Genomic DNA, 15,377 nt, shown 5'->3' on the forward strand with positions numbered 1-15,377 from the left:
GGTTTTTTGCATTTGTGCGCCGGGAAACCCGCTTCTCAGGACAGCATTTCGCACTTATGTGTCAGAAAGTCGCTTCTCAGGGCAGTACTCTGCATTTGCGCGTCAGGAAACTCCCTTTATTTACATTTCTGCACTGATAAAATCCTGCCTGATGTCGGAGACCGGAATACTTTCCAGTAACTCGCCACTTTGCTGTAGCAAACTTATAGCTCTGTCGCGCTGACGTATAAACTGGGTCGTCATGGTAAGGAACGTGAGCGGAGCTGTATTGTGGCGCCGTTGCCCGCGTAGAATCTGTAGGCCAGCAAAAGCGCCGCCGCGATAACTTCGGTCATAATGAAAATCATCGGTTGAGCTATAGCGAACGCGATGCCATAAAGAGACGGCTCGACAGATAATTTGACCTGTTTCTGGATTTTTATACCTGTCACCGATATCTGCAATTTTCTGCTGCAATCGCCGAATTTCGTCGCCGATCGGCGCAAGATCAAACTGCACATCCAGTGAAACTTGCAACTGCTTCAGCTCCTGCAACAGTAAGACCAAATAGCCTGACGGATCTACAGGTAGCGCTTCGTCACCGAGTAGCTGCGCCAGCCAGCCGATATGGATCTGGCAATCGCGCCAGAGAATCGCATCATCAACTTTGTCGCGCGTATCATATTCAGTATGCCACCACCATCCACCGCCGCTACCAGGCGACTGGCTGTCAGCAATTTCCGGCTCTTCACGAAAAGCAAAATGCAATGGAATACCACATCCCCAAAAAGAGTGATCGCTTCCCTTTCCCGGAGGGATAATTCGTCGGGCAGGCTTGCCCGTTATCTGACCGACAATTCGCTGTAAAAAGTCAGGATTTTCTGCGCCACTGGCATTCACAACAACTTCTGTTGCACCCTTACAGCCGGGAGAATCCACATTGATATGAGCCACGCACTGCTGCTGTAACTCATGACGATAGCGATCGGCATACCAGGTAGATCCTCCGTAGCGGGCATTGGAGTGGCCCGGCCACCATGCAATGCGTAGTCCGCGCTTTAAAAGAGGTTGATGCTGATGAAAATACGCCGCTACGGCGACACAGAGTGCGTTACCCGTTGCATTATCGGTTACGCCTTCATGCCAGGAATCGTAATGGCTGGAAAGTAAAACAAACTCATCAAGTTCGCCACGGATAGTAACAACAGGCAGGCTACAGCAGGCAACATGCTCATTCAGCCTGGTGGAAAGACAGGCTAACACCTCTTGCTGCATATTTATTATTTCCAGTAATTCTCTGCCTTGCTGATGGTTAACAGAAATAACGGGAAGAGTGGGGTACAGCGCCATATCGTCGGGTACCGGCGTTCCCCAAACCGGCCCCACCGTTTCTTCGTGCAGGGCTGATTCTGGCGATCCCCAGATATGCACCAGACCGACAGCCCCCGCCTGGCACAGACGCTGAACGTAATCCTCAAAAGCCTGGTCGGCGATAACGATTTTTCCACGTACCGATGTTTCCCAGGCTGTCCGCTCCAGGTCGCTAATCGGGTGAAGAGATTGTCGATCGTAAACCAGCGCGCCCGTTACCCCGGCCGGACAGTTTGCCGAAAACGAGCGAGTTTTTGCTTCTCCCTGCCAGTGTGGAAAGTCAGGCAAAATCAGCGAGCCTGCAAGCGGATCGCTGAGATAAAGCTCACAGGTTTCACGTACCGGAGAGAGGCCTGTAGCGCTAAGCTGCTGCATAAGGAAATCGACTGCACGTTCGGCACCTTCGCTGCCGGAAAGGCGGTTAAGGTGTTGAAACTGGTCCAGGACCCGGTTCATCAGAGGAACAAGTTCTGCCTGGATCGGTTCACTTAGCTGCATACAGCCCCCATCTTGTTCGTCGTACCGCCTTCCCATGGCATAAGATTTATTTCACCGCTTCCTGCGCGCCCGTTCTGGTCACCTTCATTTCAATATCGCCAAAGTAGTGCTGCTTAATCTTCTGCCAGCTACCATCGGCCATAATCTTCGCCAGCCCTTCATTCAGCAACGCCCGTGTTTTCTCATCCCCTTTACGCACGCCATAGGCTGAACCGATGCTGAATAGCACTTCATCACGCACTTCCGGACCGGTCAGCGCAAACTCTTTACCTTCTGGCTTTTGTAAAAAGCCAAAGGTAACGGCCACCGACGGGCTAAGCGCACCATCAAGACGACCCGCTGCCAGATCCTGGTAAATGACGTCCTGATCGGGATAGGTTTTTACGCTAACGCCTTTAGGCGCCCAATATTTATTGGCGTACATCTCCTGGATAGAACCTTGCTGCACAGCGATATTTTTGCCCTGCAGAGATTCTACTGTTGGCTGCAAAGCTGAACCTTTACGAGCTACCAGCTGCGAGGGAACGTGATAGATAAAGTTACTGAAATCTATCGATTCCTTACGCCGCGTCGTGGCGCCCAGCGGTGAGATGAAATCGACCTTTTTGGCCATTAAAGACGGGATTTCGGCATCAAAGCTGCTAACAACATAAACACATTTCACCGCTACGGCTTTGCAAACGGCATTAGTGATATCCACTTCAAAGCCCGTGGGCGTGCCGTTAACATCGCGGTACTGGAAAGGCGGATAGCTCAAATCCGCCCCCACTCGCAGGGTTTCGCCTGCTGCCAGCGCCGAAGAACAACACAGGGCCAGCGTCGCCAGCGTCAAAATCGAAGTTTTCATTATTTTTCTCCTGCCCGTACCGTTTGTGATTGCCACTCGATAAATTCATTTCTGACGGCTATTAGCTGAGCCTCATCGTGGCATAAATCGTAAGCCGTCATGGCCAGCGCCTTTGCGGCGGTCAGCATAGCGTCCAGGCCTGCTGGCGAACCTGCCGCAGCAGCGAACTCTGGCGTATGCGGCGTAACGTCGCCGATGCGCAAATAGGGATGAATAGCCGCCGTCACCTGACTGACATTGCCAATATCGGATGAGCCGACGCCACCGCTTTGCGGTATAGCGTGGTTTTCCTCACCCAGCATCGCCAGATTGCGGGTAAAGCTGGCCGCCAGAGCCAGATTATTGTTGCGCTCGGCGTAGATCAGGCCTTCTTCGATTTCCACTCGGGCGCCGGTCATCTCCGCTGCACTTTTTACCGCAGCGTAAACCTTGCGGCGTACCTCGCTCAGGCCGCCCACGGTAGCCGCGCGCAGGATAAATTTAGCTTCTGCATAGGCGGGAACGATGTTAGCGGCGCTGCCGCCGTTGGTGATTACGCCATGTACGCGCACATCATCGGTAAAAAACTGACGCAGGGCGTTAATGCCGTTAAAGGTATGGATAACCGCATCCAGCGCGCTGATCCCCAGCTGAGGTGCGGATGCAGCATGAGAAGCTTTACCGTAAAATTTAAACGTTGAATCGTGGCAGGCCAGAGCGCCGCGCACGACCATATTTTTCTCTCGTGGGTGAAACATCATTACGGCGTCCGTATCCTTAAAAACGCCTTTTTCTACCATGATGATTTTACCGCCGCCGTCTTCCTCTGCTGGCGTCCCGATGACCTCAATACAGCCATTAAAGTCCAGCTCTGCCGCTTTTAAAGCCAGCGCAGCCGCCACCGAGGCGCTGCCAATCAGATTGTGACCACAGGCGTGGCCCAGATCTGGCAGTGCATCATACTCGGCTAAAAAGGCGATGGTCGGGCCGCCCTGACCCGTTCGCCAGCTGGCGCGAAAGGCCGTTTCCAGTCCTGCCGTACCTGTTTCAATGGTAAATCCTGCTTCACGCAGTGGTGCGATCAGTGCCGCAGCCGAACGGTGTTCCTCAAAGCTGAGTTCCGGGTGTTGATGCAGATCCAGCGCCAGCGCTCGTATTGCTGGCGCAATAGTGTCGACGGCATAAATAATTTTATCTTTCTGCGCGTTTTTGGTGCATACAGGCATGATTTTTCCCTGATCCGGTGCAGTTAATTTCTGTGAAATTAATACGTTAACCAGATATAGGCTTTTTCCTGCTCAATTCCCAATTGAGCTTTTTTATGGCTTGCACCGCCTGAGCAAAAAATATTTTATGGTAGTACGATTTCTGGCGATGCAGAGGGCGCGATGAACGAAAAAGACTGGTTAATCATCCGGACCGTATGGCAGTACAAAAACATTACTCGCGCAGCGGAGCAGCTTTTTACTTCACAGCCCGCCCTGAGCTACAGGCTAAAGCAGATTGAGCGCAAACTGTCTGTGCAGCTATTTGAAGAAAACGGGCGTGGCCTGGCATTTTCCGCTCAGGGTCGCTACCTGGCGCAGCATGCTGAAACCGTGCTTGCTGAGCTACAGCTGCTCAAAACGACGCTACAAAACCTGAACGGCCCGCAGCAGGGAGAATTACGTATTGGCGTCTCCAGTAACTTTGCCGCCTATTGCCTGCCCGATTTACTGCATCAGTTTAGCCAGCAGCATCCCGGGATCAGCGTCAGGCTGGTCAGCGGCCTTAGCGAAGAAATGTATATCAGGCTACAGCGTGGCGATGTGCATCTGGCGCTGGTTAAGGATGACTACGGCTGGAAAGAGGGGAAACGGCTGGTGAATGAAGATAACTATTACCTGATCAGCCGCCAGCCACTGGATTTAGCGCAGTTGCCGCATCTGCCGCAAATTAAAATTAATCATGGTGGCCATATTACGCGCCTGATTGAAAGGTGGTGGAATGCCAGCTATTCCACCGCGCCGCATATAACCATGAACGTAGACAAGCTGGAAGTCTGCCTGGCGATGGTGGAGCGGGGAATGGGCTACGCAATTGTCTCCAGCTATCAGCCGCTGGCGGAGTCGTTGTTTCGCGTGCCGCTTTTCGTGGGCGATGAACCGGTAAAGAGCCGGACGTGGCTGCTGTACCGCCATGCCAGCGCGGACGCAGCCGTGACGCTGCCTTTTGTCGAGCTATTTAGCGAGTACAGATGAAACATTTTCAACTACTGCATGAGCTCTCGACATTTACCGGGCAACCCGCTATCTTTGGCTATCTGGATGTCTAAACGTATAAATGGTTAGTTGAGGAAACAGGCTATGCCGATTAGGGTACCCGATGAATTACCAGCCGTGAATTTTCTGCGCAACGAAAATGTCTTTGTTATGACCTCTTCGCGTGCCAGCAATCAGGAAATCCGTCCGTTAAAAGTGCTGGTTTTGAATCTGATGCCAAAGAAGATCGAGACGGAAAACCAGTTTTTGCGTCTGCTTTCCAATTCGCCGTTGCAGATTGATATTCAGCTGCTGCGTATCGACAGCCGTGAATCGCGCAATACCCCGATGGAACATCTGAATAACTTCTACTGTAATTTTGAGGATATTCAGAACAATAACTATGATGGCCTTATCGTCACCGGCGCGCCGCTGGGGCTGGTCGATTTTGATGACGTGGCCTACTGGCCGCAGATCCAGCGCGTGCTGCACTGGGCAAAAGAGCACGTTACCTCCACGCTTTTCGTTTGCTGGGCCGTGCAGGCTGCGCTGAATATTCTTTATGGTATCCCTAAGCAGACGCGCGAAAAGAAACTGTCGGGCGTTTATGACCACCGTATACTGCATCCGCACGCGCTATTAACCCGCGGCTTTGATGATACTTTCCTGGCACCGCATTCTCGCTATGCAGATTTCCCGACGCATCTGCTGCGCGACTATACGGATCTGGAAATCTTTGCCGAATCTGAAGAAACGGGCGCCTACCTGTTTGCCAGCAAAGATAAGCGGCTGGCGTTTGTCACGGGTCATCCGGAATATGATGCGTTAACGCTGTCTGGCGAATACCACCGCGATTACGAAGCCGGATTAAATCCGGAAGTACCCTATAACTATTTCCCGCAGGACAATCCGGAGCTGCCGCCGCGTGCCAGCTGGCGCAGCCACGGCAACCTACTGTTTTCTAACTGGCTGAATTACTACGTCTACCAGATTACGCCGTTCGATTTGCGCCATATGAATCCTACGCTGGAATAGCAGAAAGGGGGCCAGCTACTACGCTGGCCTTTTTATTTCCTCGCAATGCTTCGCAGATAGAGCTTCACGGATATTCCATAAAATTAAGCGTTAACGGCGTTATCAATATCACTCTCTCCGGAGAATATTGCCCGCTTTGACCTGCTCAAAAATTATGCCAGTATGAAACGCAGACATCATACCGCTAAGTGACAAAGAGGCCGGAGTGAGTAACAGAACGCAAGCGCTGCATCAGCAGCTGGCACAGCGCATCATGGTGCTGGATGGCGGCATGGGCACAATGATCCAAAGCTATCGGCTGAGCGAAGAAGATTTTCGCGGCGCACGGTTTGCTGACTGGCAAAGCGACCTGAAGGGCAACAACGATCTGCTGGTGCTGACGCGGCCCGATGTCATAGGTGAAATTCATCACGCCTATCTCCAGGCGGGCGCGGACATTCTGGAAACGAACACTTTTAACGCCACCCCTGTCGCAATGGCCGATTACCAGATGGAATCGCTGTCGGCAGAAATTAACTACGCGGCGGCGAAGCTGGCGCGCGAGTGTGCCGACGCGTGGACGGCGCGAACGCCGGACAAACCGCGCTATGTCGCCGGTGTGTTAGGGCCAACTAACCGTACCTGTTCTATCTCCCCGGACGTTAACGATCCCGCTTTCCGCAACGTCACTTTTAATCAGCTGGTGGAAGCCTATCGGGGATCCACGCGCGCGCTGATGGCGGGCGGTGTCGACATTATTATGATCGAGACGGTTTTCGACACGCTGAATGCCAAAGCGGCTATCTTCGCCGTACAGAGCGAGTTCGACGCGCAGGGCATCACGCTGCCGCTGATGATATCCGGCACCATTACCGACGCATCTGGCCGCACGCTTTCCGGCCAGACCACGGAAGCTTTCTATCACTCGCTGCGTCACGCCCGGCCGCTATCGTTTGGCCTTAACTGCGCGCTGGGGCCGGACGAGCTGCGTCAGTATGTCGCTGAGCTGTCGCGTATTGCGGAAAGCTACGTTACCGCACATCCCAATGCGGGCCTGCCGAATGCCTTTGGCGAATACGATCTGGATGCGCAAATCATGGCGGAACAGATTGGCGAATGGGCACGGTCCGGCTTCCTGAATATCGTTGGCGGCTGCTGCGGCACCACGCCGGCACATATTGCTGCGATGGCCGCTGCGGTCGAAGGGGTCGCGCCACGTCCGCTGCCAGACTTGCCCGTTGCCTGTCGGCTCGCAGGCCTGGAGCCGTTAACCATCCGCCCGGAAACGCTGTTCGTCAACGTGGGCGAGAGAACCAACGTCACCGGTTCGGCAAAATTCAAGCGGCTGATTAAAGAAGAAAAATATCACGAAGCGCTGGAAGTGGCGCTGCAGCAGGTGCAAAGCGGCGCGCAGATCATCGATATCAATATGGATGAAGGCATGCTGGATGCCGAAGCGGCGATGGTGCGCTTCCTCAACCTGATTGCTGGCGAGCCGGATATCGCTCGCGTGCCGGTGATGATCGACTCTTCCAAATGGGAGGTTATTGAAAAGGGTCTGCAATGCATTCAAGGCAAAGGCATTGTTAACTCCGTTTCCATGAAGGAAGGCGTCGAAACTTTTATCCACCACGCCCGCCTGGTGCGTCGCTATGGTGCCGCAATGGTGGTCATGGCGTTTGACGAAGCTGGTCAGGCGGACACGCGCGAACGCAAAATCGAAATCTGCCGCCGCGCGTATAAAATTCTGACCGAAGAGGTGGGTTTCCCGCCGGAAGATATTATTTTCGACCCCAATATTTTTGCCGTTGCCACCGGTATTGAAGAGCACAACAACTATGCAATGGACTTTATCGGTGCCTGTGAGGATATCAAGCGCGAGCTGCCGCATGCGTTGATTTCGGGCGGCGTCTCCAACGTTTCATTCTCTTTTCGCGGTAACGATCCGGTACGGGAAGCTATCCACGCGGTGTTTCTTTACTACGCCATTCGCAACGGCATGGATATGGGGATAGTTAACGCTGGCCAGCTGGCTATCTATGACGATCTGGCGCCTGAACTGCGCGATGCGGTAGAGGACGTGGTGCTGAACCGTCGTGAAGACGGTACGGAGCGGCTGCTAAACCTTGCGGAAAAATATCGCGGTAGCAAAGCGGATGACGAAAACAAACCGCAGGCGGAATGGCGGAGTTGGGAAGTAGAAAAGCGGCTGGAATATTCGCTGGTCAAAGGTATTACCGAATTTATCGAAGAGGACACCGAAGCGGCGCGGCAGAACGCCAGCCGCCCGATAGAGGTCATCGAGGGGCCGCTGATGGCGGGCATGAACGTCGTGGGCGACCTGTTTGGCGAAGGCAAAATGTTCCTGCCGCAGGTTGTTAAATCCGCACGCGTAATGAAGCAGGCGGTGGCTTACCTGGAGCCTTATATTGAGGCGAGCAAAGAGAAGGGCAGCACTAACGGGAAAATCGTGCTGGCGACGGTAAAAGGTGATGTGCATGACATTGGTAAAAACATCGTTGGCGTCGTGCTGCAATGCAATAACTATGAAATTATCGATCTTGGCGTGATGGTGCCCGGCGATAAAATTCTGAAAACTGCCAGAGAGCACAACGCGGATATGATCGGCCTTTCCGGACTGATTACGCCGTCGCTGGATGAGATGGTCAACGTCGCCAGAGAGATGGAGCGGCAGGGTTTCACGCTGCCGCTGCTGATAGGCGGGGCCACTACTTCAAAAGCCCATACGGCAGTGAAAATCGAGCAAAACTACAGCGGCCCGACGGTGTATGTGCAGAACGCCTCACGAACAGTCGGCGTGGTTTCAGCGCTGCTGTCTGCTACTCAACGTGCTGATTTTATTGCCCGCACGCGTAAAGAGTATGAAACGGTGCGCATTCAGCACGCACGTAAAAAACCGCGAACGCCGCCGGTATCGCTGGCGGTAGCCAGAGCCAACGAGCTGGCGCTGGACTGGGAGAATTATGCGCCGCCCGTACCCCACCGGCTGGGTGTAAGCGAAGTAAGTGCTAACATAGAAACGCTGCGCCACTATATCGACTGGACGCCGTTCTTTATGACCTGGTCGTTAGCCGGTAAATATCCGCGCATTTTGACAGATGAAATCGTTGGTAAAGAGGCGACGCGGCTGCTTGCCGATGCCAACGCCATGCTGGATGAGCTAAGCGCGAAGCAGGCGCTTACTCCGCGTGGCGTGGTCGGTATTTTCCCGGCCAATCGCGTCGGCGATGATATCGTTATTTATCGGGACGAGTCGCGCAAGGATGTTATGCAAGTAAGCCATCACTTACGTCAGCAAACCGAGAAAACGGACTTTGCTAACTATTGTCTGGCCGACTTTATCGCTCCCGCTTCCAGCCACAAAGCGGACTATCTGGGGGCCTTTGCCGTGACCGGTGGCCTGGAAGAAGACTCGCTGGCCGAAGCTTTCGCTATGGCGCACGATGATTACAACAAAATCATGGTGAAGGCGCTGGCCGATCGCCTGGCGGAAGGCTTTGCGGAATATCTGCATGAGCGCGTGCGCAAGGTGATTTGGGGCTTTGCGCCCACGGAAAACCTGAGCAATGAAGAGCTAATTCGGGAAAACTATCAGGGGATCCGCCCGGCGCCCGGCTATCCGGCCTGTCCCGAACATACGGAAAAAGCCGCCATCTGGCAGCTGCTGGAAGTGGAAAAGCACACCGGCATGAAGCTGACCGAATCTTTTGCCATGTGGCCTGGCGCGTCGGTCGCCGGCTGGTACTTCAGCCATCCGCAAAGTAAATATTTTGCCGTTGCCCAGCTTCAGCGCGATCAGATTGAAGACTACGCCAGGCGCAAAGGCATGTCGGTGAGCGAAGTTGAGCGCTGGCTGGCTCCGAATCTTGGCTATGACGCAGACTAAGTCTTCATCGGGAGGGGCGGAAAGAACCGCCCTGCCTTTCTCCTTCTCTTCGCTTTCTACGAGAGCAACCGACGCCGCCGCTTCACGGCCTGTCCATTCTGGCTTTTAATATCACGCTGATAACGAAGCTTTTTCGATAAAGCGGCTAAACTGAGATGGTCATAACGCAAACGTCCGTTTGCGTTGTCAGGTCTGAAAATAGTGAGGTCAATATCGGTGCTAACCCTGCTTAACTTACTTTCCGCCATCGCGTTACTGGTCTGGGGAACGCACATTGTTCGTACCGGCATAATGCGAGTTTATGGCGCAGATTTACGTCGTGTGCTTAGCCGGAGCGTAGAGAAAAAACCGCTCGCCTTTGTGGCCGGAATTGGCGTTACCGCGCTGGTCCAGAGCAGTAATGCCACCACAATGTTGGTCACTTCTTTTGTCGCGCAGGAGCTGGTGGCGCTGACCCCCGCGCTGGTTATTATTCTGGGTGCAGATGTCGGGACCGCGCTGATGGCGCGTATTTTAACGTTCGACCTCTCCTGGCTTTCACCGCTGTTTATCTTTTTTGGCGTCGTCTTTTTTCTGGGGCGCAAGCAGACGCGCGCCGGGCAGCTTGGCCGGGCAAGTATCGGACTGGGACTCATTCTGCTGGCGCTGCAGCTGATCGTCGCGGCGGCTAAACCCATTACCGAGGCGGCGGGCGTCAAGGTCATCTTCTCTTCGCTGACGGGCGACGTAATGCTTGATGCGCTGATTGGCGCGGTCTTCGCCATTATCAGCTATTCCAGCCTGGCGGCGGTACTGATTACCGCGACGCTGACTGCGACCGGCGTTATCTCTTTTAAGGTGGCGTTATGCCTGGTGATTGGCGCGAATCTGGGCAGCGGCCTGCTGGCGATGCTGAACAACAGTACTTCCAATGCCGCAGGCAAACAGGTGGCGCTGGGCAGCCTGCTGTTTAAATTTATCGGTTCGCTGATTGTCCTGCCTTTTATCGATTTACTGGCAGTCTGGCTGCAAAAGCTGCCGGTAAACAACGAAGAGCTGGTTATTTTCTTTCACGTCTTCTACAACCTTCTTCGCTGTTTGCTGATGGTGCCTTTTACCGATCTGATGGCCGACTTATGCCGTCGTCTTATCCGGGAAGAACCGGAAACCGATTTGCGGTTAAAACCCAAACACCTGGACAGCGGTGCGCTTGATACCCCCGCGCTGGCGCTGGCAAATGCTTCACGCGAAACGCTGCGTATGGGCGACGTGCTGGAGCAAATGCTGAACTCCTTCAGCAAAGTGGTGCATGGCGAACTACGGGAGGAGCGGGAAATACGCAGGCTGGATGATGATGTGGATGTGCTTTATACCGCTATCAAACTCTATCTGGCGCAAATGCCAAAAGAAGATCTGCCGGAGGAGGATTCGCGGCGCTGGGCAGAAATTATTGAAATGGCGCTGAACCTGGAGATGGCCGGGGATATCCTGGAGCGGATGAGCGGCTCGGTAGTAGATAAGTCATTAAACGTGAACCGTAATTTTTCTGTGGAGGGGCTGGGTGAACTGGATGCCCTGCTTGAGCAAATTAACGCTAACCTGCGCCTCGGCCTGTCGGTCTTTTTATCGCGAGATATCACCAGTGCCAAACGGCTGCGTCGAGCCAAATACCGCTTTCGCATCACTAACCGCCGCTATTCCCATAAGCATGTGGACAGACTGCATCAGCAGAACGTCCAGAGCATCGAAACCAGTTCGCTGCATCTGGGGCTGCTGGGCGATATGAACCGTCTGAATTCACTGTTTTGCGCCGTAGCCTACAGCGTACTGGAGCAGCCCGACGACGAGCGAGAGGAATAGCAGTTCCCCTGCATGATGCAGGGGAAACAGCGCTACTTTTTCTTGATAGGTTTACCAGACCAGTAACCCGCCAGCAGCGAGCCGGAAAGGTTGTGCCAGACGGAAAACAGCGCGCCGGGCAACGCCGCCAGCGGGGAAAAGTAAAGCTTGCCCAGGGTTGCCGCCAGGCCGGAGTTTTGCATGCCTACCTCCAGCGCCAGCGTACGGCAGGTCGACTCATCAAAGCCAAACAGCTTTCCACCCCAGTAGCCGCCCAGCAGGCCAATCGCGTTATGCAGAATAACCGCAGCAATGACCACCAGGCCGACCGAGCCGATAAAGCCCTGGCTGCCCGCCACCACGGCGCTGATAATCAGCAGGATACAGACCATAGAAAAAGCGGGCAGGTAAGGCTCTACGCGTCTGACTACGCTATTCATCGTATGGTGAACAATCAGGCCGATGCCGATAGGCACCACCACAATTTTCACAATGCTTAACAGCATGCCGACAACGTCCACCTGAATATGCGTATCCACATAGAGTTTGGTCAGCAGCGGCGTGGCAAAAACCCCCACCAGCGCAGAAACGGAAGAGATAGTGACCGACAGCGCGACGTCACCTTTGGCCAGATAGATCATTACGTTAGAAGCCGTGCCGCTGGCGACGCTGCCTACAAGGATCATACCGGCGGCCAGATCCGGCGGCATCTTAAACAGCTTTGCCAGCGCCCACGCGGCCAGCGGCATGACCAGATAATGGAGAAAAGTTCCGGCGATGACTGGCGCAGGGCGTGTTAATACGCGTTTAAAATCGTTGATATTCAGCGTAACGCCCATGCCGAACATAATCAGCATCAGCAGATAAGTCACCCACGGGCCAATCCCCAGAAAGGTGGCTGGCGTGTAATAAGCGGCAAGGGAAAGCAGGACTGCCCATAAAGGGAACAGCCGGGTAACGGTGGCGAGCATAGCCAGACTTCCTTTTGATGTTGTATTAGTATGATGAGCCGTTTTCCCGGAACGGGGGAAAAGCGGACGTTGAATCATAACATTAGCGGCCAGGAAAAGAAGGCTTGAAGCCCGGCAGCAGGCAGGTCGGAAAGCCGCGCCTTCGGGAAAAGCAGATCGGGAAGTCATCCATACATGCAGGCAAAGCTGCCAGCGCGTTAAAACCGGAAAAAGGCAGGAAGCGGCGAACAGCATCCGCCGCTGAAGATTACTTTTTGTCAGCCAGCCATGCCGCCGCCGAAGATTGCTCTTTGTCAGCCAGCAATGCCATCGCCGCAGCTCACTCCTTATCAGCCAGCAATGCCGTCGCCGAAGAGCACTCTTTGTCAGCCAGCATACCGTCGCCGCAGCTCACTCTTTGTCAGCCAGCAATACCGTCGCCGCAGATTACTCCTTCTCAGCCAGCAAACCACGATAGATCAGGCCGCCAACGATAGCGCCGACAATCGGCATTGCCCAGAACATCCAGAGCTGATCCAGTGCCCAGCCACCCTGAAAGATTGCCACGGCGGTACTCCGGGCCGGGTTAACCGACGTGTTGGTCACCGGAATGCTGACAAGATGAATCAGCGTCAGCGCCAGGCCGATAGCGACTGGAGCAAATCCTTTTGGCGCACGCTTGTCGGTGGCACCGTGGATCACCAGCAGGAAAACGGCAGTCAGCACGGCTTCCGTTATCATGCCGGAACGCAGCGAAAAGCCGCCCGGCGAATGCTCGCCATAGCCATTTGCCGCAAAGCCGCTTGCTGCCGCATCAAAAGAGGCGTGACCGCTGGCAATCAGATAAAGCACGCCCGCCGCCAGCACGCCGCCGACCACCTGCGCCAGAACATAAGCAAAAATTTGTGAGGCGGGAAAGCGGCCGCCTGCCCACAGGCCCAGCGTGACCGCCGGATTAAAATGGCCGCCCGAGATATGGCCTACGGCATAAGCCATGGTCAAGACGGTCAACCCGAACGCCAGCGAGACGCCAGCAAAGCCAATGCCCAGTCCGGGAAACGTCGCGGCCAGAACCGCACTACCACATCCACCAAGAACCAGAACAAAGGTTCCCAGCGCTTCAGCAACTAACCTACGCATTACAGACTCCATAGTTTGATTTGACGCCGCGATTATCCCTGGCTTGCTACACCCGCAATTCAACGGAACCGAGAATGGACGGTGTGAGGATGAATTTATGCAGTAGCTTTGAGGCAGATCAAACTATGAGGTGAGGTGGGGTAAAGATAAGAAAACGGGCAGCGGCTAAAGTAAAAAAAACCGGGCAAAGCCCGGTTTTTGTATGACGCCGCTAGCGTTATTCGAAAAGGTTTTTATGCAGCGCCTGCACAACCTGTTCGGCATCGTTGCCCGGTACCAGGAAGCAAAGGTTGTAGCTGCTGGCCCCATAGCAAATCAGACGCAGGTTAAACGGCTCCAGCACGCCAAACACTTCTTTGCCAACGCCGCAGGCCTTGGACAACTGATTGCCAATCAGCGCCACCAGCGCCAGATTCTCTTCAACCTCTACGCGGCAAAGCGAGGAAAGCTCCGTCAGCAGCGCCTGGGTCAGCAATCCGTCACTGTTAGACGTTGATCCCGTTGTGTCCAGCGTCAGCGCGATGCTTACTTCTGACGTAGTGATCAGGTCAACAGAGATATTGTGCCGCGCCAGAATAGTGAAAACTTCCACCAGGAAGCCGCGAGCGTGCAGCATGTTCAGACTATGCAGCGTCAGCAGTGTTTGCTTGCGGCGCAGCGCCAGCGCGCGGAACAGCGGTGGATTCTGCGTTTCGTTACAGACGCGCGTGCCGCCAGCGGCAGGGTCTTTACTGGAACCCACGAATACCGGAATATCGCTGCGCACGGCAGGCAGCAACGTAGCAGGATGCAGCACCTTGGCGCCAAAAGTTGCCATTTCGGCAGCTTCTTCAAAAGTGATTTCGTCGATGCGTTTGGCCGTTGGCACCACGCGCGGATCGGTGGTGTAGATACCCGGCACGTCCGTCCAGATATCAATCCGGCTGGCGTGCAGCGCTTCGCCCAACAGCGCCGCGGTATAGTCACTGCCGCCGCGTCCCAGGGTGGTTGTACGCCCTTTGGCCTCGCTACCGATAAAGCCCTGGGTCACAATCAGCGCTTTTTCGAGGCGCGGTGCCAGCTGCGCCTGTGCCAGCTCGGCCAGCAGCGCAATATCCGCTTCCGCGCGACCAAAGCGGTCATCGGTGCGCAGTACCTTACGCACGTCGAACCACTCGGCGGCGGCCTGACGCTGACGCAGGACTTCCACAAACAGCAGGCTCGACATTAATTCGCCGTGGCTCACCAGCTCATCGGTCAACGCCGTCGACGTTGCAAGCGCGGCGGCTTCCGACAGCGTGGTGATGTTCTCCAGCATGCGATCGATCTCGTCATAAAGCACCTCGGAGTGCGGCAGACGATCGATAATGGCGTACTGAATACGGCGAATCTCATCCAGCAGGAAAGCACGCTGCTCCTGATCCTGGCCTTCCGCCAGTGAAACCAGCAGATTAGTGACGCCCGCAGAGGCGGAAAGTACCACCAGACGGACATTCGGATCGGCCAGCACCACGTCGGCGCTGCGGTTCATGGCGGTAAAGTCGGCAACGCTGGTGCCGCCAAATTTCGCCACGATTAATGATTGGGACATGTCTTGACATACCTCGTGTCAGGTTAGATTCCATCAGCCTTGGCACAAGGGAAGAGCAGAAACG

General features: G+C 54.6%; 10 protein-coding genes. 4 read left to right on the top strand and 6 right to left on the bottom strand.

Going from position 1 to position 15,377, the window contains the following annotated elements; translation table 11 throughout:
• Positions 1-120: 120 nt before the first annotated feature.
• Genes KUE00_RS21165 through KUE00_RS21175 form a run of 3 tightly spaced genes read right to left on the bottom strand, consistent with a single transcriptional unit; the run spans position 121 to position 3,900 of the window.
• Positions 121-1,848: a M28 family peptidase gene (locus KUE00_RS21165; protein WP_246762357.1), complete on the bottom strand. Its 1,728-nt coding sequence runs from the start codon at positions 1,846-1,848 to the stop codon at positions 121-123.
• 46 nt (positions 1,849-1,894) lie between these two features.
• The gene (locus KUE00_RS21170) at positions 1,895-2,695 is read right to left on the bottom strand and encodes a transporter substrate-binding domain-containing protein (RefSeq protein ID WP_246762359.1); all 801 of its coding nucleotides are present in this window, start codon (positions 2,693-2,695) and stop codon (positions 1,895-1,897) included.
• A complete protein-coding gene (locus KUE00_RS21175; RefSeq protein WP_246762361.1) occupies positions 2,695-3,900 on the bottom strand; it encodes a M20 family metallopeptidase in 1,206 nt (401 codons plus the stop codon). Before KUE00_RS21175 ends, KUE00_RS21170 begins: the two co-directional genes overlap by 1 nt.
• Positions 3,901-4,062: 162 nt before the next feature.
• On the opposite strand from KUE00_RS21175, the gene KUE00_RS21180 reads away from it, so the two are divergent.
• The 4 genes from KUE00_RS21180 (at position 4,063) to KUE00_RS21195 (ending at position 11,674) form a co-directional block, all read left to right on the top strand.
• The gene (locus KUE00_RS21180; RefSeq protein WP_246762363.1) at positions 4,063-4,914 is read left to right on the top strand and encodes a LysR family transcriptional regulator; all 852 of its coding nucleotides are present in this window, start codon (positions 4,063-4,065) and stop codon (positions 4,912-4,914) included.
• A gap of 105 nt (positions 4,915-5,019) precedes the next feature.
• A complete protein-coding gene (gene metA, locus KUE00_RS21185; protein WP_246762365.1) occupies positions 5,020-5,949 on the top strand; it encodes a homoserine O-acetyltransferase MetA in 930 nt (309 codons plus the stop codon).
• 205 nt (positions 5,950-6,154) lie between these two features.
• Entirely contained in the window at positions 6,155-9,835 is a 3,681-nt protein-coding gene (gene metH, locus KUE00_RS21190; RefSeq protein ID WP_246762367.1) for a methionine synthase, read from the top strand.
• 216 nt (positions 9,836-10,051) lie between these two features.
• Positions 10,052-11,674: a Na/Pi cotransporter family protein gene (locus KUE00_RS21195; protein WP_246762369.1), complete on the top strand. Its 1,623-nt coding sequence runs from the start codon at positions 10,052-10,054 to the stop codon at positions 11,672-11,674.
• Positions 11,675-11,706: 32 nt separating this feature from the next.
• Here KUE00_RS21195 and panS read toward each other — a convergent pair whose 3' ends face one another.
• From panS to lysC, 3 genes are all read right to left on the bottom strand, one after another.
• Positions 11,707-12,624: a ketopantoate/pantoate/pantothenate transporter PanS gene (panS, locus tag KUE00_RS21200; RefSeq protein ID WP_246762371.1), complete on the bottom strand. Its 918-nt coding sequence runs from the start codon at positions 12,622-12,624 to the stop codon at positions 11,707-11,709.
• 426 nt (positions 12,625-13,050) lie between these two features.
• Complete coding sequence (gene aqpZ / locus KUE00_RS21205; RefSeq protein WP_246762373.1) at positions 13,051-13,755, bottom strand: aquaporin Z; 705 nt, start codon at positions 13,753-13,755, stop codon at positions 13,051-13,053.
• A gap of 205 nt (positions 13,756-13,960) precedes the next feature.
• Positions 13,961-15,313 (bottom strand): lysine-sensitive aspartokinase 3, encoded by a 1,353-nt coding sequence (gene lysC / locus KUE00_RS21210; protein WP_246762380.1) that lies wholly within the window; start codon positions 15,311-15,313, stop codon positions 13,961-13,963.
• Positions 15,314-15,377 lie beyond the last annotated feature (64 nt).

Origin of the sequence: Erwinia phyllosphaerae (assembly GCF_019132875.1) — a bacterium.
GTDB classification, from domain to species: domain Bacteria; phylum Pseudomonadota; class Gammaproteobacteria; order Enterobacterales; family Enterobacteriaceae; genus Erwinia; species Erwinia phyllosphaerae.